The sequence below is a fragment of the Streptomyces sp. A 4/2 genome (genome assembly GCF_940670765.1).
Classification (GTDB): domain Bacteria; phylum Actinomycetota; class Actinomycetes; order Streptomycetales; family Streptomycetaceae; genus Streptomyces.
Genome location: NZ_CALNVW010000002.1, coordinates 325,154 through 345,067, shown reverse-complemented (window position 1 = coordinate 345,067; position 19,914 = coordinate 325,154). Strand labels below are relative to the sequence as shown.

General features: G+C 68.9%; 15 protein-coding genes and 1 pseudogene. 3 read left to right on the top strand and 13 right to left on the bottom strand.

Features of this window, described 5'->3' with window-relative positions; translation table 11 throughout:
• Positions 1-32 precede the first annotated feature (32 nt).
• Positions 33-1,298 (top strand): 4-hydroxybenzoate 3-monooxygenase, encoded by a 1,266-nt coding sequence (locus NBY69_RS02180; RefSeq protein ID WP_250297867.1) that lies wholly within the window; start codon positions 33-35, stop codon positions 1,296-1,298.
• A gap of 73 nt (positions 1,299-1,371) precedes the next feature.
• Here NBY69_RS02180 and NBY69_RS02175 read toward each other — a convergent pair whose 3' ends face one another.
• The 4 genes and pseudogenes from NBY69_RS02175 to NBY69_RS02160 all read right to left on the bottom strand — a co-directional run bounded on the left by NBY69_RS02175 (position 1,372) and on the right by NBY69_RS02160 (position 8,536).
• Positions 1,372-1,773, bottom strand: a complete 402-nt coding sequence (locus NBY69_RS02175) for a hypothetical protein (protein WP_250297866.1) — start codon at positions 1,771-1,773, stop codon at positions 1,372-1,374.
• Positions 1,774-2,001: 228 nt separating this feature from the next.
• Positions 2,002-2,268, bottom strand: a complete 267-nt coding sequence (locus NBY69_RS02170) for a hypothetical protein (protein ID WP_250297865.1) — start codon at positions 2,266-2,268, stop codon at positions 2,002-2,004.
• A gap of 75 nt (positions 2,269-2,343) precedes the next feature.
• Positions 2,344-7,241: pseudogene (locus tag NBY69_RS02165) on the bottom strand (ricin-type beta-trefoil lectin domain protein).
• 362 nt (positions 7,242-7,603) lie between these two features.
• Positions 7,604-8,536 carry a diiron oxygenase gene (locus NBY69_RS02160; protein WP_250297864.1) on the bottom strand — a complete coding sequence of 311 codons (933 nt, stop codon included), beginning with the start codon at positions 8,534-8,536 and terminating at the stop codon, positions 7,604-7,606.
• A gap of 129 nt (positions 8,537-8,665) precedes the next feature.
• Between NBY69_RS02160 and NBY69_RS02155 the strand changes: the two genes are divergently transcribed.
• Entirely contained in the window at positions 8,666-9,772 is a 1,107-nt protein-coding gene (locus NBY69_RS02155) for a ferritin-like domain-containing protein (protein WP_250297863.1), read from the top strand.
• Between the two features lie 118 nt (positions 9,773-9,890).
• Here the strand turns inward: NBY69_RS02155 and NBY69_RS02150 are convergent, their stop codons facing one another.
• From NBY69_RS02150 to NBY69_RS02130, 5 genes are all read right to left on the bottom strand, one after another.
• Positions 9,891-10,613, bottom strand: a complete 723-nt coding sequence (locus NBY69_RS02150) for a FadR/GntR family transcriptional regulator (protein ID WP_250297862.1) — start codon at positions 10,611-10,613, stop codon at positions 9,891-9,893.
• 50 nt (positions 10,614-10,663) lie between these two features.
• Positions 10,664-11,284, bottom strand: coding sequence for a bifunctional 4-hydroxy-2-oxoglutarate aldolase/2-dehydro-3-deoxy-phosphogluconate aldolase (locus NBY69_RS02145; RefSeq protein ID WP_250298020.1), 621 nt, complete (start codon positions 11,282-11,284; stop codon positions 10,664-10,666).
• Between the two features lie 49 nt (positions 11,285-11,333).
• A complete protein-coding gene (locus NBY69_RS02140; protein WP_250298019.1) occupies positions 11,334-12,248 on the bottom strand; it encodes a sugar kinase in 915 nt (304 codons plus the stop codon).
• A gap of 86 nt (positions 12,249-12,334) precedes the next feature.
• Entirely contained in the window at positions 12,335-13,333 is a 999-nt protein-coding gene (locus NBY69_RS02135; RefSeq protein ID WP_250297861.1) for a dihydrodipicolinate synthase family protein, read from the bottom strand.
• A gap of 10 nt (positions 13,334-13,343) precedes the next feature.
• Entirely contained in the window at positions 13,344-15,062 is a 1,719-nt protein-coding gene (locus tag NBY69_RS02130; protein WP_250297860.1) for an IlvD/Edd family dehydratase, read from the bottom strand.
• Between the two features lie 165 nt (positions 15,063-15,227).
• Here NBY69_RS02130 and NBY69_RS02125 point away from each other — a divergent pair, with 165 nt between their 5' ends.
• Positions 15,228-15,395 (top strand): hypothetical protein, encoded by a 168-nt coding sequence (locus NBY69_RS02125; protein WP_250297859.1) that lies wholly within the window; start codon positions 15,228-15,230, stop codon positions 15,393-15,395.
• Between the two features lie 22 nt (positions 15,396-15,417).
• Here the strand turns inward: NBY69_RS02125 and NBY69_RS02120 are convergent, their stop codons facing one another.
• The 4 genes from NBY69_RS02120 to ligD all read right to left on the bottom strand — a co-directional run bounded on the left by NBY69_RS02120 (position 15,418) and on the right by ligD (position 19,841).
• Positions 15,418-16,875, bottom strand: a complete 1,458-nt coding sequence (locus NBY69_RS02120) for a penicillin-binding transpeptidase domain-containing protein (RefSeq protein WP_250297858.1) — start codon at positions 16,873-16,875, stop codon at positions 15,418-15,420.
• Positions 16,872-18,251, bottom strand: a complete 1,380-nt coding sequence (locus NBY69_RS02115) for an FtsW/RodA/SpoVE family cell cycle protein (RefSeq protein ID WP_250297857.1) — start codon at positions 18,249-18,251, stop codon at positions 16,872-16,874. Before NBY69_RS02115 ends, NBY69_RS02120 begins: the two co-directional genes overlap by 4 nt.
• Before the next feature lie 264 nt (positions 18,252-18,515).
• Positions 18,516-18,827, bottom strand: coding sequence for a zinc-ribbon domain-containing protein (locus NBY69_RS02110; protein ID WP_250297856.1), 312 nt, complete (start codon positions 18,825-18,827; stop codon positions 18,516-18,518).
• 123 nt (positions 18,828-18,950) lie between these two features.
• A complete protein-coding gene (gene ligD / locus NBY69_RS02105; protein ID WP_250297855.1) occupies positions 18,951-19,841 on the bottom strand; it encodes a non-homologous end-joining DNA ligase in 891 nt (296 codons plus the stop codon).
• Between the last annotated feature and the right edge of the window lie 73 nt (positions 19,842-19,914).

Genomic DNA, 19,914 nt, shown 5'->3' with positions numbered 1-19,914 from the left:
CTTCCGCCCCGAACCCGAACGGAACCCTCTACGTGTCCACGGCTCCCCCCGCTCTCACCCACACCTCCGTCGTCGTCATCGGAGCCGGGCCCGCCGGGCTCGTGGTGGCGAACCGGCTGCGCGACAGCGGTGTCGCCTGTGTGCTCCTGGAAGCGGAGAGCAGGGAGTTCATCGAACGCCGTCCGCGCGCCGGGTTCATGGAGGAGTGGGCGGTACGGGCACTCGCCGAGCACGGCCTCGCCGACCGAGTACTCGAACATGCCACTACCCAGGGCGAGTTCGAGTTCCGGTTCGACGGGGAGCGGCACGCCGTGCGGACGGCCGAGCTGTCCGGGCGGCGCCATTTCGTCTATCCGCAACCGCAGTTGGTGACTGATCTGCTCGCCTCGTACGTGGACAAGGGGGCGGGGGACGCTCGCTTCGGCGTCCGTGATGTGCGGCTGGACGGCATCGGCGGTGACCGGCCGGTGGTCTCGTACACCGATCCGCTGACCGGCTCCCGGCACCGAATCGCGTGCGACCACGTCGCGGGCTGCGACGGTGCGCGGGGGGTCGCGCGGGCGGCGATACCCGAGGGCGGAGTCACGGTCAGCCGCCGTGACGACGGGGTCGCCTGGCTGGCACTGCTGGCCCAGGCGCCGCCCTCGGCGGACGGTGTGGTCTTCGGCATCCACGAGCGCGGGTTCGGCGCCCACATGGCCCGCGGCCCCGAAGTCACCCGCTACTACCTCCAGGTGCCGTCCGGTGACACCCCGGAGGACTGGCCGCACGAGCGCGTCTGGCACGAGCTGCGCATCCGGCTCGGCGCGGCCGGGGCTCCGCCGCTCACCGAGGGACCGCTCGTCGAGAAGGTGGTTCTGGACATGCACAACTACGTGGTGGAGCCGATGTCCTACGGCCGACTCCACCTCGCGGGCGATGCGGCGCACCTGATCGCACCGATCGCGGCGAAGGGCATGAACCTCGCGATCCACGACGCACTGCTGCTCGCGGACGCGCTGATCGCGGACGGCCGGGGCGGCGGGCGCGAGGGCGGAGACCAGGGGGACGGCGACCGGAGCGGCGGCGGCGAGGGCGGCGGTGACAGCGGGGTCGCGGGGTACTCGCAGGCGTGCCTGCGGCGCGTCTGGCAGTACCAGGAGTTCTCACAGTGGCTCTCGGAGGTGCTGCACGGGGCGTCGTCCGGGGACAGGTTCCGGGCGGGCACCGCACGGGCCAGGCTCAGGCGGCTCCTGGAGTCCGGGCCCGCCGCCAGGGCGTTCGCCGGGCTGTACATGGGCGAGGAGGACGGGCGGTGACCGCGTCATGCCTCGCCGCTACCAGTACGGCGCGCGGCGAGGCATGACAAATTGGGTCAGGGCCGGGAGTTCTTTATGAAAACCGCAGTCCCGTAGGTGTGCCTGTCTGCCTTCTCAGCCTGGAATTCAGCCGAAGTAAGGATTCCCAGAAGAGCGTCCTGCATGCACGCATGGTTTCGTAATGGCGAATCGCGTAAGGCAGATCTGAAGGATCGACTCCGCACGCCAAAAAGTTCACAGCGGCAGTTGTCAGTTCTGTATCCGTGTGCCATTCCACCAGCACGCCGCCGGTGACGAAAGGATCCACATGAACCGTCGCCCCAGCGTTTTCTTCGGACCCGTCTTCGTGGCCACCCCGGTAAACAGGAATTCCGGCTTGGGCTAGTGTGCGGCACGCTTCTTCGCCCAGTGCGTTGCGCTGGGCGATGACATCCGGCGGAGCTTTCGGCGGCAGATCGAATCCGTGCTCGGTCATGCGTCCTTTACTTCTCTTCCTGTTGTTGGCATGTCAGGGGGCGGGGAAATGCTCCGGCTGGCCTTCTTGGCGCACTTTCCAAAAATCCCCTCGACGTAATCTCGATGCCGGGATAATAAGGGGCCGACCAGGTGACTTGCGTGCTCGTCACGAAAAAGGGGGAGCCTAATTCTGGGAATTTAGACTCCCGCTTCCGCTGGGGGCGTTGTACGGCAAGGTTGAAAAAGCTCACTGTTCGGTGAGCCAAGGTGAGAGGAGCGCGGAGAATTCTTCGTCAGTAATGTGCACTTCACCCCACCCGAACCGCTCCCATGCCTGCGCCCGCTGAAGGACTGGCAGCGGAATGCCGAAAGCCCTCCGGAAGCAGGCAATGAAGGAGATGGTGCCGAACGCTGAACCCAGCCTGCCTCTGGAAAGTAGTGCTAGTTCTATAGGGTTCTTCCCTTCGGCATGAGCTGCCTTCAGTTCGTCTGAAATTTTCTCTAGCTGGTCCATTTCGCACCTGTATTTTCGTTCTGGTCTGTCTTGTCCCGCTGTGCGTACACCATCTCGTACGCGCGAGCTGGTTCGCTAGTGGAATTTCACGCCTACGCTGGTGTAATGACCCGGCATTCCCCGTAGTTCAGTGATTTCCACATTGGTGAAGCCTGCTTTCTGGCACATCTTCCCTGAGAAAGTATTTCGAAGTGCCGCCTCTTCGAGCGATGCACCCTCCTGAATTGCCTTATTGAAGGAGTTCAGGTTGTCGCTGAGGGCTCCGCCGTCCTGCCAGTATGCCTTGAAACCCTTCACCTTGTCGCCGAAATGTGCGAGGGCGGCGTTGAACATTTCACCTCCGCTCGGTGTGCCTGGCCCCTTGTTGACGGCCATTGATACGTATCCTTCTTCGTCGATGCTGGCGAGGATTCCGAATCCGCTCGGCGCTATATTTGCGTAATCTGTGCAGTTGATATTGTGAACGAGTACGGGGGTCTTGTCCGCGAGTACGTAGAAGGTATGCAGGTCGGCGACGCTCAAGTCCCACACAGTCTGCGGTGTGGTTATCGGGCGAATTCCGGTGACCTCGTCCCCGGCGCCGGAGGTAGTACGCAGAAAGTCGCCCGCGTGCAGGCCGGATGCCTTGACCCAATTGTGTCCCGGCACATACATCCGGTGCCCCGGAGTGGTCAGGATCTGTTCGCCATCGGCAAGCGTGATCTGAAGGAGCCGGTCTGCCGGATGAGAAAATGTCGCCGTGACCGACGCCGAGCCTGTGATGCCGGTGTTCGGATCCGTGGCGAGCACACGGTCGCCGGGGTTGATCATGTCGATCGGCTTGGATGCTCCACCGGCCAGCATCACACGCGTTCCAGCGGGGAAGCTGTCCTTCATACAGGCGGAACGCAGCCTCTGGAACACCGACCTGCTGACGCCTGCGATGGCGTCTTTCGGCAGGCCGAGGGCGCGTAGCCCGTTGTAGGCGTCGGCGAAGCCGATGCCGGTCCTGGCGGCGGCATCGGCCGCCCTGATTGCGTCCGCGATGGGCCGGAGGATCTTGCCCGCGAACAGCGAAGCGACGTCGAGAGAAGCCCAGGCGCAGCCGCTCCAACTGCCGCTCGCACCGCCGGGCAAGAGCTGGGCGCACTTGATCCAGCTGCCGAAGAGGATGTCGACCGGGTCGATGTTCTCCTGGTATTCCGCGATCGTGATGGTGTGCGTGACCGTCTGGGACTGTTCCTTGGTCGGGAACTGATCCAGATAGATCGTCTCTCCGGAAGGGCACGTGAACTTCTGCGCGTCCAAGTCCTGTGCGGTGCACAGGTAAAGATCGAGTATCGCCTTGTACCGGATATTCGCGGTGATCGTGCAGTCGCCCTTGTAGAAGAGCTTGTCGATAATGTTGTCGCAGCTGGCTGTCTTCTTGACGACCTCCGGATCTCCGACCTTCTCGATGTGGTCGATGACGTAGAACGTGTTACCGATGGAGCCGCCGTCTGTATCGGGGATGGTGCCCGTGTCGATCTGCTTGGCCTTCTCGGCCTTTTCGGCCCGGTCGGCTGATTCCTGCGCATCCTTGGCGTACTTGTCGGCGTCCTTCGCGGCCTGTTCGGCTTCGGTCGCTGCGGTGTCGGCTCGGTCGGCCGCTGCACGCGCGTCCTTGGCATCCTGTTCGGCCTGGGCGGCGGCGGAGCGCGCGGCGGACGCGTCGAGTTCGGCGGCGTCGGCGGAATCGCGGGCGTCCTTGGCGTAGCCTTCGGCGCCTCCTGCTGCCTTGTCGGCCGCTGCTGCGTCGGCGGTGGCCTGGTTGTCGTAGGTGACCGTGCGGGCCAGTGACGCGCTGGCCTTGGCGGCGGCGTTGGCGGCGTCGGCGGCGTAGCCGAGGGCATCCTTCGCATACGTGCGGGCGTCAGCGGCATACCCGGCGGCGTTGGCGGCGGACTGGTAGGCGGCCTTGGTGTCACCCTGCGCCTGGTCGGCGAGGGCCTTGGCGGTGGCCGCTGCCTCCTGTGCGTTCTTGGCGTGGGCGTCGGCGACGGCCTTCTGCTGCTCGGCGATCGTCTTGGAAGCCTGCCCGGTCAGTACGACCAGGCCTGCCGCCGAGTCGGTGGTGATGTAGGGGGAGCCGAGCTGGATGGCATCGTTCGCGGGTTCGGCGACCTGCGCGGCTGCGTTCCCGGCGTCTTCGGCTGCCTGGGCGGTGACATGCGCGAAACCGGCGGCTTTCGCCGCTGCCGCCAGCGCCTTGCCTGCCTCCTTGTTCGCTGTGTCCGCATGGGACTTGGCGGTCTTGGCCTGTGCTTCGGCGGCGTCTGCGAGTTCGACTGCCGTCTTCGCCTCGGAGGCGGCGTGCTTGGCGGCCTCGATCGCGTCGGCCGCGGCGCTGGTCGCGGTCTTGACCGCGGCGTCGGCCTTCACCTTCGCCGCTTGCGCTCCGTCCGCGTCGGCGCGGGAACGCTTGGCTGCCGCCTCGGCGCGGGTGGCCGCGGCGTCCGCGTCCGCAGCTGCCGTGGTTGCGGCGTCGGCCTCGGAACGAGCCCTTCCTGCGGCTGCTTCGGCGTCGTCCGCGTGCTTGTCCGCGTCATCGGCAGCACTGCGGGCAGCATCTGCTGCCTCGCCCGAGTCCAGAGAATCGGCGTAGGCGTCCTTCGCGTCCGCCTTCGCGCGGACCGCGTCGGCCTTCTGCTCGGCCTCCCACGCGTCATCACGCTTGGCCTTGGCATTGTCGCGGGCTTCGACCGCGTCGTTCTTCTTCGCGACGGCAGTGGCTTCGGAGGCTTCGGCCTTGTCCTTGGCGTCCTTCGCCTTGGTCGCCTCGCCCTCGGCGTTCTTCTTGTGCTGTGCGGCCTCGGCCTGCTTGGCGGCGGCCGTCTCCTTCTCCGCCTTGGCCGTCTGCTCCTCGGCCTCGGCGGCCAGCCGCTTCGCGTGCGCGTCAGCGGCAGCCGTCTTGGCGTCGCTCTCCGCCTTCAGGGACTCGGCGAGCTTGGCCTCGGCCTCCTCCTTGTCCTTCTTCGCGTTGTCGCGGTGGACCTTCGCCGCATCTGCTGCGGCCTTCGCCTGCAACTCGGCGCTGTGCGCCGCTTCCTTGCGGAACTCCGTCTTCACCTGCGCGGCCTGAGCCAGCGCGCGCTGCGCGACGGTCTCACTGTCCCCACCGGATGCGCGGGTGGCGGCCTCGGCCGTCTCGCCCGCCTTCACCATCGCGTCCAGGGCGGCAGACGCCCCTTGGGTGACCTGCGCTTTCTGCTGGCCCACCAGCAGACCACGGCCCCGAGGAGCGCCGTTGGCGTCGGCGACGGCGTAGGCCGCCTGCTCGGCGGCGTCCGAGTCGGTGGCGGCCTTCTTCGCTGCCGCTGCCTGCTCCTTGAGGAGAGCGAGCTGCTTCTTCGCCCCTGCCTGGGTGTCCGCGACGCCCTTCGCCGCCTTGTCGAACTGAGCCTTCGGCAGAACCTCACCGGTGTGTCCGGACGGCTTGATGTCGAACTGCTGCGCAGCGGTGTTGTTGCACGTGTACAGCTGCGCGTCGAGGCCCTTGTCGAACGTGTGCAGATCGAGGCACTTGCCGGTGCCCACGTTCTTCAGACTCGTGGTGGCCCGAAGGTTGTACTCCCACGTCTGCGCCGGATTGCTGTGGCAGCCCCAGATCTGGATCTTCGTGCCATTGACCGCGGCGTTTCCGTTCACGTCGAGGCACTTCATGGAGTTCACGTTCCGCAGGTGAAATCCCAGGTCGTCCCCGTAGACCTGCCACTCCTGCGCTGCCGACCCGTTGCACGTGTACACCTGGACCGGGGTGCCATCGGCCTTCGCGGCGCTCTGCACGTCCAGGCACATGCCCTTGGCCGCGTGTACCTCGATCACTGCCGGCGCGTCACCGATCCACCGGCACCTCCCGGCGACCAGTAGTCCTGCCAGCGGGCAAGATGGTCGGCGGCCCACGAGTGTCCCAGCAGCTCGCCCAGCGCCTTCGCCCCGGAAGCAAGAGCCTTTGTGGCGCCGGTGTTCGCGTCCAGGATCTGGTTGCGCTGCACCTGCTGGGAGGCGATCTCCTGCTGCCACTCCGTGGCTGCGGTGGCCGTGATGCCGCCGAGGACCTTGTCCGGATCGATCGGGTCACGCCACGCGCACCCGGCGAACCGGGTCTTCAGGTCCTCGACCGCGATCCGGTACTCCGCGGTGCCCGGCTGCGGAGCCGTGCGCGGGAAGCCGCCGGACGCAAGAAAGATACGAGCGTTGTCCGCACCCGCGTTCTCGGACGTGAATCCGTGCAACCACTTGAAAGCGTCATGTTCGGCAACGGCACGGTTCCACTCGTCCGGTGACAGACCGGTGGGGTCGGGGTTCTTCCCGTAGAGCGGAGTGCCCACGGCGTCAACGGCCTTGAGGGTCTTTCCGTCAGCCGCAGGGGTGGAGTCCTCGTAGAAGCCGTCCTCGTCCTTCCAGAAGCGGTCGGCGACCCACTGGCCCAGACCGGTCTGATCGTAGAAGTCCTGCTTCCCGTCACCCGGCGACCCCGGGGGCCAGTGGAAGTCGGCGTTGGTGAAGCCGGCCGGATTCTCCAGCCCTGAAAGTGGCTTCTGCCAGCCATCCTGGAGAGCGCTGAGAGCGTCCATCTCCTTGCTCGCCGCGTCCCGGTCCGCCGCGTACGCGTCCGCAAGCGGGGTCTTCTCCCAGTACTCCCGGTTGGCCAGAGCATGGAGCGCGTCCGCAGGCTGGTTGAGGCCACCCTGCGCGGTCTGGGCCATGGAGGGCCCGCCCAGCCGCAGCACATCGCCCATCAGGCACTCGTCCTGGCGCAACTGCTCGGCAGCCGTGTCCTCGTACCAGTCGTACGAGTCACTCGCCGACGCGGCATCCCGTCCGAGATCCGTCAACTCGGGCCGGACGGCCGGCCCGCCGAGAACGGCCAGGGCGGCCACGGACGTGATGACGGGGGTCAGGATGCCGGATCTTCGAAATCCGGGCATGCGGAACCGTGGCCTTGGGTGCATCGGAGGATCCCTTCTGAAGGCGAAGGGCACGCCGAAGGGAAGCAGAACGGCCCGCTGAGCAATCAGCGGGCCGGTAGGTGCTGTGCGGCACCCGGGCATGCCAGTCCGGTCAACGCCACCGGCGGGGTGTGGTCGCGATCCCCGCCGAGGGGCGGCACGCACCATAGACACAGGCCAACGGGGTGCTACAAGAGGCAACCATGGTGCTGACTCGAACGCGTCAGCGAACCGATAGATCTCCGAGGACGCGTAACTCCGGGGCAGACACTGGGGATTACCTGTGTGGGACCTGTGAAAAAGATGTGGGATCCTGGATGAGATTGGCCGAAAATTGACCTCACGTCAGCGGTACCCAGCGCCCCCTACCCCGCCAGCAGCCCCGAACTCACCCACAGCCTGCGGCCCACCCCCTGGAGTACGCCGATGTCGTCCAGGAAGTCGGTCAGCCGCTTCGCGCCGCTCTGCATCACCTCGGCGCGGTGGCCGCTGGCCTTGACCTGGGTGACGGCCTCGCGGCGGTCCAGGCCGACGTTCGTGTACACCTGCGGGTTGATGAAGCAGGTGGAGAAGACCCGGGCCGCCTCGCCGCAGCTGACCCGGGTGAAGTGCTGTTCCCAGCGCGGGGCCGTGACCATCTGGCGGCGCAACTCCTCGCGGGCGTACCGGACATGGCGCGCCTCCTCGACCACATGGATGCGGGTCACGCCGCGCACCAGGGTCTGTACCCGCTCGTCGGGGAAGGTGAGTCGCTGCATGTAGTCGAGGATCTCCTCGCCCAGCAGGGTCGCGGCGAAGGAACCCGGCGTGGTGGACACGGTCTTGAGGACCCGCGCCAGGTTGTGGTACATCCGCGGGACCGGGTACGAGGGTGCGCCGCCCTTCTGGATCATCCGGGCGAACATCATGGAGTGCCGGCACTCGTCGGCTATCTCGGTGAGCGCGTAGCGGACGTGGTTGCTGGTCACCGACTTGTCGTAGATGTGCCGGACCAGCAGCTGCATCAGGATGATCTCGAACCAGATGCCTAGTGAGGCCAGCGAGGCCGCCTCGTGCCGGGCGAGGTCCATCCGCTGGTCCTCGGACATCCGGCGCCAGAGCGGGGTGTCGTAGAGCGAGACCAGCTCCGGCGGCCAGAACCACTTGCCGTCCTCGACCGGTGCCTCCCAGTCCAGTTCCTTGTCGGGGTCGAAGGAGTGCTTCGCGGACGATTCGAGGAGCCGCTCGGCGACCTGTTCACGGTCCCTGAGCAGGCCGAGGGCGTCGCGGAGCACTTCGCGTTCGGTCGCTGTGGTCATCTCTGAGGGCACCTCGCGCTTGGGGTTACCGGTGGTCATCTCTTATGAGACGGCTTGTCAGTAAGGTGAGTCAATCCCTTGTGCGCGACTTGTTGACCCGGCGTCTACCAACGTGTGAGCCTGCCAAGTATGTCGACGCATGAGCTCTACACCAACGGCCCCGTCGAACCCAACTGGCAGATACCCGCGTCCGGTTCGGCCCGCTTCAGCTGGGAGTACGACGACGGCCGCGACCGCCTGCTCGCCCTCTACCAGAAGGGCAAGGACAAACAGTGGGACGGCGCGAAGCGGATCGACTGGTCCCTGGAAGTGGACCCCTACGATCCGCTCGGCACCCCCGACGAGGCGCTGACGCTGTACGGCACGCCGCACTGGGCGAAGATGACCGACCGCGACCGGGGCGAGCTGCGCAAGCACTACACGTCCTGGCAGTTCAGCCAGTTCCTGCACGGTGAACAGGGCGCGATGGTGTGCGCCGCCCGGATCGTGGAGTCCGCGCCCGACCTGGACGCGAAGTTCTACTCGGCCACCCAGACCATGGACGAGGCCCGGCACGCCGAGATATACGGCCGCTTCCTGCACGAGAAGCTCGGGATGCTCTACCCGGTCAACGACAACCTCCAGGCCCTGCTCGGCGACACCCTGCGCGACTCCCGCTGGGACATGCCGTACCTGGGCATGCAGGTCCTCATCGAGGGCCTCGCGCTCGCCGCGTTCGGCATGATCCGCGACACCACGGACAAGCCGCTGCCCAAGCAGATCCTGGCGTACGTCATGCAGGACGAGGCCCGGCACGTGGCCTTCGGGCGGATGGCCCTGCGCGACTACTACAAGCAGCTGACCGACGCCGAGCTGCGCGAACGCGAGGAATTCGTCATCGAGGGCTGCTACTTGATGCGCGACCGGCTGCGCGGCGTGGAGGTCCTGGAGAACTTCGGCATACCGAAGAAGGAGGCCGAGGAGCTCTCCGAGCAGTCCGAGTTCCTGCACCTCTTCCGTCAGCTGCTGTTCAGCCGGATAGTGCCGTGCGTCAAGGACATCGGTCTGTGGGGCGAGCGCCTGCAGAAGGCGTATCTCGACATGGGCGTCTTCGAGATGGGCGACTCCAACCTGGACCTGCTGATGACCCAGGACGAGGAGATAGCGGAGCGGCTCGACCAGGAGCGGTTCGCCCAGGAGGAGACGGAACGGGTGGCGGAGGTGACGTCAGCCATCGCGGAGGGCGCGCAGTCGTAGGAAAGGTGCAGGCACGGGAAAGGTGCAGCCACGAGAAAGGGGCGCAGCCGCAGGAAACGGGTGCGGTCGTAGGGCCCGTCCGGGCCGCCGGTCCCGCCCGTCCCGCCCGTCCCGTCCGTCAGCCGCCCAGGGCGCAGGCCGAGCTGCCGTGCAGGAGCTTCTCGACCTCGCTGCGGGCGGCGTCCACGACCGTGCCCACGGCGAGGGCCGCGTCGGCGGCGCGTCCCTCGGCGATCGCGTCGGCCACTTCCTGGTGCCTGCGCACGGCCGCCAGGTCCACCTGGTCGGGCATCAGCAGCAGATCGCGCCGGGCCACCAGCAACTCCTCGGTGACCTCGGAGAGCTGGGCGAACATGCCGTTGCCCGACGCGGTGAGCAGTTCCCGGTGGAACGCCGCGTCGGCGGCGATGAATGCCCGGCTGTCCCCGGCGCGGGCCGCGCCCGCCATGGCCTGGGCGTGCGCGTTCAGGGCCCGCCTGGCCGCGTCGTCGGCGCCCGTTGCGGCCAGCGCGGCAGCCGAGGGCTCCACCGCGGCCCGCAGTTCGGCCAGTTCGCGCAGTTGTGTCGCGCGGCGCGGGGACGCCAGACGCCAGCGGATGACCTGGGGGTCGTACAGGTTCCAGTCGGCCAGCGGCCGGACGGTGATGCCGACGCGGGGGCGGCTGGTGACGACCCGCTTCGACTCCAGGACCCGTACGGCCTCGCGGGCCACGGTGCGGGAGACGCCGTACCGCTCCTGTACGTCCTCCAGGCGCAGCACCTCACCCGCACGGATCTCGTCCGCCGCGAGCGACTGGCCGATCCGGTCGACCACCTGCCCGTGCAGGCCCTGAAGCTCCACGTCGTTCCCCGTCTGCCGATGCGACTGCCGATGCGTCCGGTCCGGCGTGGTCAGCGGGCTGCGGCGAGGCGGCCCAGCAGGGCGGTCACCCGCTCACCCGCCGCCTCTGCGCCCCCCGAGGTCAGCGCCGAGCCCATGCCGCAGGCGACGGCGCCGGCCGCGATCCACTCCGGTGCGTTCTCGATTGTCACACCTCCCGTGGGTATCACGGGAGCCTGGGGCAGGGCGGCCCGCACATCGCGCAGCCAGGACGGCGGCACGGCCGACGCGGGGAAGAGCTTCAGCGCGTCGGCCCCCTCCTCCAGGGCCCGCACCATTTCGGTCGGGGTGCTCACACCGGGGAAGACGGGGACGCCGTAGCGGTGTCCGGTACGGATCACCTCCGGGTGGAGGCTCGGCGAGACCAGGAAGCGGGCGCCCGCCTCCACGGCCGCCCGCGCGGCGGCCCCGTCGAGCACGGTGCCCGCTCCGACCAGTGCGCCGGGGCGCTGCTCGGTCAGCTGCGCCACCGCCCGCAGTGCGCGCGGGGTGGTGAGGGCGATCTCCACGGCCCGCAGCCCGGCGTCCAGTACGGCGCCGGCCGCGACGACGGCCTTCTCGGGGCCGGGGGTGCGGACGATGCCGAAGACGCGCTGAGCCGTGACGGCCCGGACGGTCTCCCAGCGGTACATGTGGTCCATGACGTTGCTCTCCTCGGAGGAAGGGGGCGGGGTGGGGTGGTCAGCGGTGGACGGTCTCGGCGCCGCCGGTGAACGCGGCGAGCGCCCGGTCCAGCCCCGCCCGGTCGGGGAGCCCGTCGGTGTCCGTGGCGCACTGCACGACCAGTGCGGCGACGGCCGCCGCCTCGCGCAGACAGACCTCGTACGGCTCCGCGCGGAGCACCCCGGAGAGGAACCCCGCGGCGAACGCGTCCCCCGCGCCCACCGGGTCGGTCACCGGCACCCGGAAGGGCGGTTGCCGCCAACTCGCCTCCCGCGTATGGCAGGAGGCCGATTTGTCCCGGTGCTTGACCACCACGGTGCGCGCCCCGGCCGCGAGCAGCCGCGGTGGACCCGGCACACCGAGCAGCTCCAGCTCGTCCTCGCCGGCCAGCACCAGATCGGCCCGTTCCAGGAGCGGGCCGACGACCTCGCGCCACCGGGCGGGAGTGCCGAGCTTCAGGCGCACGTTCGGGTCGAAGGAGACCGCGGCCCCCGCCTCGTGCGCCAGCTCGAACAGCCGCAGGGTGGCGTGGTGGGCGGAGTCCGACAGCATCGGGGTGATGCCGGTGAGGTGGACGGTCCCGGCGCCGCCGAGCATCTCCGGTGTCAGCTCGTCCGGCGTGAGCAGCGAGGCGGCGGAGCCCGTCCGGTGGTACTGCACATCGATCGCTCGGGCCGGATGGCTGTCGCGCAGCAGCAGTCCGGTGGGCGCGGCCGGATCGGTCGTCGCGTACGAGGTGTCCACGCCGTCAGCGCGCAGCTGGGCCAGCACGGCCCGCCCGGCCGGATCGTCGCCGACCCGGCCGAGCCAGCGGACCGGGTGTCCCAGCCTGGCGAGACCCGCCGCGACATTGGACTCCGCGCCCGCGATCGAACGGCGGAAGGCGGTGGCCCGCTCCAGCGGAATGCCGGGCTCCGCCAGCATCAGCAACATGGCCTCGCCACAGGTGACGAGAGCGGGGCCGCCCACGCCGCCCACGCCGTCGGGGCCGCCCGCACCGCCGGGGCAGTCCGGGCCGTTCATCGCGTCAACTCCGGTATCAGATCGGTGAATTCGGCGCAGAACCGGTCGATCAGACGCAGTTCCTCGTGGTCGAGACGGTGACCGGGCGCACGGCAGTGCGCCGAACCGAACCAGCCACGGCGTACCGAGATCTCCTTCTCCGCGGCGACGATCAGCTCCACGCCCTGCATCCAGTACGACAGGTAGGGAAGCATCCGGGTGTGCAGCGCGAGAGCCCCGTCCTCGTCCCCCGATTCCCAGCGGCGCCACAGCTCGACGTACAGCTCGGTGAAGGAACACCCCGGCTGGACCCCGACCGCGCCGCGCCGCAGGGCGTCGGGCAGTTGGAGCCCGGCGAGGCCGACGAGCGCGGGCAGCGGCCGGTCGCCCTCCGCGAGGGCGGCGATCAGTCGGCCGGGCGGCGACGACTCGACCTTGACCCAGCGCAGATTGGGGTGTTCGGCGGCGAGCAGGCGCAGGGTCGGGGCGTCCAGTGCGGTACCGGTCTGCGCGGGGGCGTACTGCACGACGACCGGCAGCGGATGGACAGCGGCGAGCACCGCCCGTACGTGGGCCAGTACGGCGTCGCGCGACGGGCCGAGGAAGTGCGGCGGCAGCACGTTGATCACGTCGGCGCCCCGCTCGGCCGCCGACCGGGCCTGGGCCACGGCGTGCCGGGTCGCGTGGTCGGGCACCGACACGATAGCGGCGACGTCGGACCGCTCCCGGGTGCGGTCGAGCAGCAGACCGGTGAGCAACTCCCGCTCCGCGCCGTCGAGTTTGTGGAACTCACCGGCGAATCCGGGGAACATCACCGAGCTGACGCCGGTGGCGAGCACCCGGTCGACGACGGTGGTGAAGCCCGCGGGGTCGAGATCGCCGTTGTCGTGGAAGGGCACTTCGAGAACGGGCGAGACGCCGCGCACCAGCGTCTCGGTGCGGTCGGCGTAAGTCCTGCCGGTCAGCCCGGTCAGCCCGGTCAGCCCGGTCCGGTCGGTCGTGGGTACGTCGGTCATGGCGGACTCCTCAGAAGGCCTGGCGCGGCGGGGTGGAATCGGTCGAGCCGACCAGGAAGTCCAGGTCGACGCCGGTGTCGGCCTGCGTCACGTGCTGGGTGTACAGGTAGGTCCAGCCACGCTCCACAGGCGGCTCGGGCGCCGTCCAGCCGCTCCGGCGCAGCTCCAGCTCGGCATCGTCCACCAGGACGTCCAGGCGACGGCCGGGGACGTCGAGACAGACCTGGTCCCCGGTCCGTACGAGGGCGAGCGGCCCGCCGACAGCCGCCTCGGGCGCCACATGCAGCACACAGGTACCGAATGCGGTCCCGGACATCCGCGCGTCGGAGATGCGGACCATGTCCCGCACCCCCGCGTCGAGCAGCTTCTTCGGAAGCGCGAGGTTGCCCACCTCGGGCATGCCGGGATAGCCGCGGGGGCCGGTGTTCCGTACCACCAGGACGGTCTCGGCGGTGACGTCGAGGTCCGGGTCCTCGGCGACGGCGAGGTACTCCTCCAGGGAGTCGAAGACCAGCGCGGGCCCGGTGTGGCTGAGCAACTGCGGTGCTGCCGCGGACTGTTTGATGACGGCTCCGTCGGGAGCCAGGTTGCCGCGGAGCACGGCGGTACCGCTGCCCGCGGGCAGCACCGGGTTGTCGAAGGGGCGGATGACCTCGCGGTCGTACACCGCCACACCCGCGCAGTTCTCCAGGAGCGAGCGGCCGGTGACGGTGACGGTGTCGCGGTGGAGGTACTCGCGCAGATCGTTGACGAGTGCGGGCAGCCCGCCCGCGTACGCGAACTCCTCCATCAGGAAGCGGCCCGAGGGCATCAGGTCGACCAGCAGGGGCAGTTCGGCGCCGAGCCGGTCGAAGTCGTCGAGGGCGAGCGGCACGCCCAGCCGTCCCGCGACGGCGAGCAGATGGACCACGGCGTTGGTCGAGCCGCCGATGGCCGCGTTGATGCGGATGGCGTTCTCGAACGCCTCCCGGGTCATGATCCGTCGCGGTGTGAGATCGCTGGTGGCCAGCTCCACGGCGCGGGCGCCGGTCTCCTCGGCGAGCGTGCCGCGCCGGGCGTCGACCGCGGGCAGTCCGGAGCCGCCGGGCACCATCATGCCGAGGGCCTCGGTGAGGCAGGCCATGGTGGAGGCGGTGCCCATGGTCATGCAGTGACCGGCCGACCGGTTCAGCGAGGACTCGAACTCGGTGAACTCCTCCTGGCTGATCGTCCCCGCCCGCAGTTCCTCGGTCATCCGCCAGATGTCCGTGCCCGAGCCGACATCGCGGCCCTGGAAGCGGCCGTTGAGCATCGGGCCGCCGGTGAAGACCATCGCGGGCACTCCGGCGCTGGCCGCGCCCATGAGGGCGGCCGGGGTCGTCTTGTCGCAGCCGGTCAGCAGGACGACGGCGTCGAGCGGGTTGGCCCGGATCTGCTCCTCGATCTCCATCGCGGCGAGATTGCGGTAGAGCATCGACGTCGGCCGCAGGAACGGCTCGCCCAGTGACATCGCCGGGAACTCCAGCGGGAAGCCGCCGGCCTGGAGCACCCCGCGCTTCACCGCGTCGGCGATGATCTGGAGGTGGCCGTTGCAGGGCGTCAGCTCGGAGAAGGTGTTGCAGATGCCGACGACCGGCCGGCCGTCGAAGTTGTGGCCGCCGCGTCCCATGGCCCGCAGATGGTGGCGGGCGATGAACCCGTTCTTCCCGCCGTCCCCGAACCAGGCGCGACTGCGCAGCTGCGGTGCCATGAGGTGAACCCTTCGATGCGGTAGCCGTGGTCGGCGGGCTGTGACCGTTTCTGAAATTCCCGCCAGCTCTTTAATGGTGCTATCAAAGCACGATACGGTCCAGCCTGTGCCTGCAAGGCGCGGACCAGGATCAATGAGGATCGTCACAACCATGAGGAACGCCCCATGGAGACCGCCGTGGAACGCACCACGATGAAGGCGGTGACCTGGCGGCTCATGCCGTTCCTGGTCCTGCTCTACCTCGTCGCCTGCGCGGACCGGTCCGATGTCGGCTTCGCCAAAAGGCCGGGGCGTAGGGCGTGTCCCGCTTCCTGTGTCCTGCTTCCCGCGTGACGAAAAGGGGCGCGCCGTACGCTCAACGCCCCAGCGCCGCCTGCATGACCGCCCGTGCGATCGGTGCGGCGAACCCGCCGCCCGAGATGTCCGCGCGATTGGCCGAGGCGTCCTCGACCACCACGGCCACCGCCACCGCGGGGCGGCTCGCGCCGTCCGCCTTCGCCCAGGAGATGAACCAGGCGTACGGCGTACCGGCGTTGTTGACACCGTTCTGCGCGGTGCCGGTCTTGCCGCCGACCGTCGCGCCCTGGATCGCCGCGTTGGATCCGGTGCCCTGCGTCACCACGTCGACCATCATCTGCTGCAACTGGACGGCCGTGGACGCCTTCATCGCCTGGCGGTAGGACTTCTGGCCGGTACGGCTGACCACCCGGCCGCCCTTGGTCCGGGTCTCGTCCACCAGGTGCGGGTACATCAGGGTCCCCCCGTTCGCCACCGCGGCGGAGACCATCGCCATCTGCAACGGTGTCGCCGTGGTGTTGAACTGCCCGATCGAGGACAGCGCCAGCTGGTCACGGCTCATGTCCGTGTCGAAGTTGCTCCTGGCGACCCCGGAGGGGATCTTCACACCGCTGTCGTTGAAGCCGAAGTTGCCCACCGCGTCGTCCATGCCGTGCAGCCCGACCTCCACCCCGAGGTTGGCCATCACCGTGTTGCAGGAGACCTCGATGGCGTACGCGAGTGACGCGTTCCCGCAGCCGCTCGCCTCGTTGGGGAGGACCGTCGTGGTGTTGGGCAGGGTGTACGGGTCGGGGGTGTCGGTGTCCGCGTTCATGTCGCTGACCACGCCCGAGTCGAGCGCCGCGGCGGCCGTCACGATCTTGAAGGTCGAACCGGGCGGATACGTCTGCCGGATGGCCCGGTTGAGCATCGGCTGCGAGGTGAGGCCGTTCAGCCGGGACCAGGTGCCGGCGACCGCCGGGCCGGTGCCGGACAGCAGCCCCGGATCGTACGAGGGGCTGCTGACCAGTGCCAGGATCTTGCCGGTCGAGGGCTCGATGGCGGCGACCGCACCCCGCCTGCCGCCGAGCCCGTTGTACGCGGCCTCCTGCATCGAGGCCTTGATGGTGGTGGCCACGTTGCCGCCCGGCTGCTGGGCGCGCGTCAGTTCGTTCCAGAGCGGGAAGGGGGCGAGCATCGAGTCGGTGCCGGAGAGGATGCCGTCCTCGGCGTTCTCGATCAGGGTCGTGCCGTACGTCTGCGAGGCGTAGCCGGTGACCGGCGCGTACAGCGGGCCCTGCCGGTACGTCCGCTCGTACCGCAGCTGCTGGCCGGTGTCCTTCGACCCGGTGACGGACGAGCCGCCGACCAGGATGTTGCCGCGCGGCTGTTGGTAACGGGCAATGGTCAGGCGGCGGTTGGCCGGGTTGTTGTCCAGCGAGTCGGCCTGGAAGACCTGCACCCGGGCCGCGTTGACCAGCAGGGCCACCAGGAGCAGCAGACAGCAGGCGGCTGCCCGCCGGATGTAGCGGATCATGACTCGTCCTCCACGATCGGCGCGATGAGCCCGGTCTCCACGTAGTCGAGGTGCGGTCTGCGTGCGGAGTCGCTGATCCGGATGAGCAGCGCCACGATGATCCAGTTGGTGACCAGCGACGAACCGCCCTGTGCGAGGAAGGGCATCGCCATACCGGTCAGCGGGATCAGCCCCATCACCCCGCCCGCGATCACGAAGACCTGGATCGCCAGGATCGAGGAGAGACCGATCGCGAGCAGCCGCCCGAAGGTGTCGCGCAGGGCGAGGCCCGCCCGGTAGCCGCGGGCCACCACCAGCGCGTACAGCAGGAAGATCGCGGAGAGCCCGGCCAGGCCGAGTTCCTCGCCCGCGGTCGCCAGGATGAAGTCCGACTTGACCGCGAAGCCGATGAGGATGGAGTGGCCGAGGCCCAGCCCGGTCCCGAGGATGCCGCCGGCCGCGAAGGAGAACAGCGACTGGGCGAGCTGATTGGCGCCGTGGCCCGCGTCGATCGAGGCGAAGGGGTGCAGCCAGTCGGTGACCCGGCTGCGGATGTGGGGTTCGAGATTGCCGACGACGAACGCGCCGAAGGCGGCCAGCACCATGCCGATGGCGATCCAGCTGCCCCGGCCGGTCGCCACGTACAGCATGATCACGAACAGCCCGAAGAAGAGCAGCGAGGTACCGAGGTCGCGCTCCAGGACGAGGACCCCGACGCTGATCAGCCAGATGGCGAGGATCGGCGCGAACACCCGCATGGTGGGCAGCTGGAGCTTCCAGATCTTACGTCCGGTGTACGAGAGGGCGTTGCGGTTCGCGGCGAGGTACGCGGCGAAGAACACCGCGAGCAGGATCTTCGCGAACTCGCCCGGCTGGATGGAGAATCCGCCGACCCGGATCCAGATCTTCGCGCCGTTCACCGCGGGGAACAGGATCGGGATGATCATCAGCACCAGCGCGACGGCCACCGACAGGTACGCGTACCGCTGGAGGATCCGGTGGTCCCGCAGGAAGAACACGAAGGCGATGAAGAGCGCCACCCCGAGCGTGGACCAGATCAGCTGGGTGGGTGCGGCGGCGTCGCCGGGGGTCTCCAGGTCGAGGCGGTAGATCAGGACCAGGCCGATGCCGTTGAGCAGAACGGCGATCGGCAGCAGCAACGGGTCGGCGTACGGCGCCCGGAAACGCACGGTGAGGTGGGCGACGAGGGCCAGCAGGCCGAGACCCGCGCCGTAGTTCGCGGCATCGGCCGGTACCGCGTCGTGCTTGGCGAGCCCGACGGCGATGTATCCGTACACGGAGATCAGGACGGCGCCGATCAGCAGCACGAGCTCGACGCCCCGCCGCTTCGGCAGGCGTAGTTCCGGCGGGGGAGCGTCCACCGTCGATGCGGTCATGCCAGGAAACGTAGCAAGCCGTTGACGCTATGTCCGCTAATGTCACAGTGCGCCTTATGGTGCGGTGCATCCGCTGCCGTGGTGCGCACCTCATGCGCCTCGGTGCGCATCCCGTGTCTCGGTTCTTCGTGCGCGCGGGCGCGGCGCCGTGAACTCCGGCACTGGTGTGCAGACGGCGCCCGGTTCCCCGTGCGCGCGGGCGCGGCGCCGACGGCCCCGGCGTGACGGTGCGCCAGGGCCGCCCGCGGTGACGGGGAGTTCGGCTCACTGCTGGTAAGGGTTCTGCCCCTGCTGCTGCGGCGCGGGCTGGCTGTAACCCTGCTGCGGGCCCTGCGGCTGACCCTGGGTCTGGGCCAGCAGCTGGTCGGCCTGCTCCTTGGTCACCCGGTTCTCCACACCGCAGAAGGTGCACTGGGTGGCGAACTTGCTGGAGATGGGGAACAGCGGGACGAAGAACAGCGTGAACTTGGTGACGCGCCTGCGGAGCGTGTGGGCCGACGGATTGCCGCACTGTCCGCACACCAGCGTCATTATCGCCAACTGGTAGAGATAGCCTCTGGTACCGAAAATGATCATGTTTGGTCCCCTCCTGGTCGGTAATTGCGGTACACCGTAGCCGGGTTCCCGCCCCTCCGGCGCCCCCGATGTCCGGTGGCCGGACGCGCCTGCCGCATCCCGGTCCGATCCGGGCGAAACGCCCTACGGGCGGGGCAGGGGCCGGGCCCGGTTGAGATTGATCAGCGGGCCGAGCAGATCCCCGTACCGCTGGAGCCGGGGGCCGATGTCGCCGATCAGGAAGACCAGGTCGGCGGGGTCCGCGGCCCCCTCGACCTCCTCCCAGGTCACCGGAGCGGAGACGGTCGGCCGCGACCGGGCCCGCAGGGTGTAGGGGGCCGCCGTGGTCTTCGCCGCCGCGTTCTGACTGTGGTCCACGAAGACCTTGCCGGGCCGCAGCGCCCGCGTCATCCGGTGGAGCGCCAGACCGGGCAGCGCGGCCTCGGCCTCGACGGCCAGCCCCTTGGCGTACGCCGAGACCTCGTCGGACGGGGTCGGCTCCAGCGGAGCGAGCAGATGCAGGCCCTTGGAGCCCGAGGTCTTCGCGTACAGGGACAGCCCGTCGGCCGCCACCCGCTCGCGCAGCCACAGCGCCACCGCGCAGCACTCGATCGCGGTGGCCGGGGGCCCGGGGTCCAGATCGAGGACCAGCCGGTCGGCGCGGGCCGGGGAATCGGCCTGCCACTGCGGGGTATGGAATTCCACCACCAGATTCGCCGCCCACATCAGGCTCGACAGATCCTGTACGAGGACCTGCTCCGCATCCCTGGACCGGGAGCGCGGCACCTCCGCGGTCCGCACCCAGCCGGGTGTTCCGGGCGGCACGTTCTTGGTGAAGAACAGCTGGCCGTCGGGGCCGTCCGGGTAGCGCAGGAACGACACCGGCCGGTTGTGCAGATGCGCGAGCAGGGCGCCCGCGGTACTCGCGCAGTAGTGCAGGACCTCGCCCTTCGTGGTGCCCGTGGACGGGTACAGGACCTTGTCGAGGCGGGTCAGCGGAAGCCGTCGCCCCTCCACCTCGGTGATCGGGGACATACGATGAGAGTCCCACAAAGCATGACAAAACGGATTCATGAACGTGCAAACGTTCGAATCCCTCGCCGGTCCG

Excerpts from the sequence above, each read along its gene's own strand:
- NBY69_RS02175 (WP_250297866.1), bottom strand. The coding sequence starts at position 1,773 with ATGACCGAGCACGGATTCGATCTGCCGCCGAAAGCTCCGCCGGATGTC.
- NBY69_RS02170 (WP_250297865.1), bottom strand. The coding sequence starts at position 2,268 with ATGGACCAGCTAGAGAAAATTTCAGACGAACTGAAGGCAGCTCATGCC.
- NBY69_RS02160 (WP_250297864.1), bottom strand. The coding sequence starts at position 8,536 with ATGACCACAGCGACCGAACGCGAAGTGCTCCGCGACGCCCTCGGCCTG.
- NBY69_RS02155 (WP_250297863.1), top strand. The coding sequence starts at position 8,666 with ATGTCGACGCATGAGCTCTACACCAACGGCCCCGTCGAACCCAACTGG.
- NBY69_RS02145 (WP_250298020.1), bottom strand. The coding sequence starts at position 11,284 with ATGTACCGCTGGGAGACCGTCCGGGCCGTCACGGCTCAGCGCGTCTTC.
- NBY69_RS02140 (WP_250298019.1), bottom strand. The coding sequence starts at position 12,248 with ATGTTGCTGATGCTGGCGGAGCCCGGCATTCCGCTGGAGCGGGCCACC.
- NBY69_RS02135 (WP_250297861.1), bottom strand. The coding sequence starts at position 13,333 with ATGACCGACGTACCCACGACCGACCGGACCGGGCTGACCGGGCTGACC.
- NBY69_RS02130 (WP_250297860.1), bottom strand. The coding sequence starts at position 15,062 with ATGGCACCGCAGCTGCGCAGTCGCGCCTGGTTCGGGGACGGCGGGAAG.
- NBY69_RS02125 (WP_250297859.1), top strand. The coding sequence starts at position 15,228 with ATGGAGACCGCCGTGGAACGCACCACGATGAAGGCGGTGACCTGGCGG.
- NBY69_RS02120 (WP_250297858.1), bottom strand. The coding sequence starts at position 16,875 with ATGATCCGCTACATCCGGCGGGCAGCCGCCTGCTGTCTGCTGCTCCTG.
- NBY69_RS02115 (WP_250297857.1), bottom strand. The coding sequence starts at position 18,251 with ATGACCGCATCGACGGTGGACGCTCCCCCGCCGGAACTACGCCTGCCG.
- NBY69_RS02110 (WP_250297856.1), bottom strand. The coding sequence starts at position 18,827 with ATGATCATTTTCGGTACCAGAGGCTATCTCTACCAGTTGGCGATAATG.
- ligD (WP_250297855.1), bottom strand. The coding sequence starts at position 19,841 with ATGTCCCCGATCACCGAGGTGGAGGGGCGACGGCTTCCGCTGACCCGC.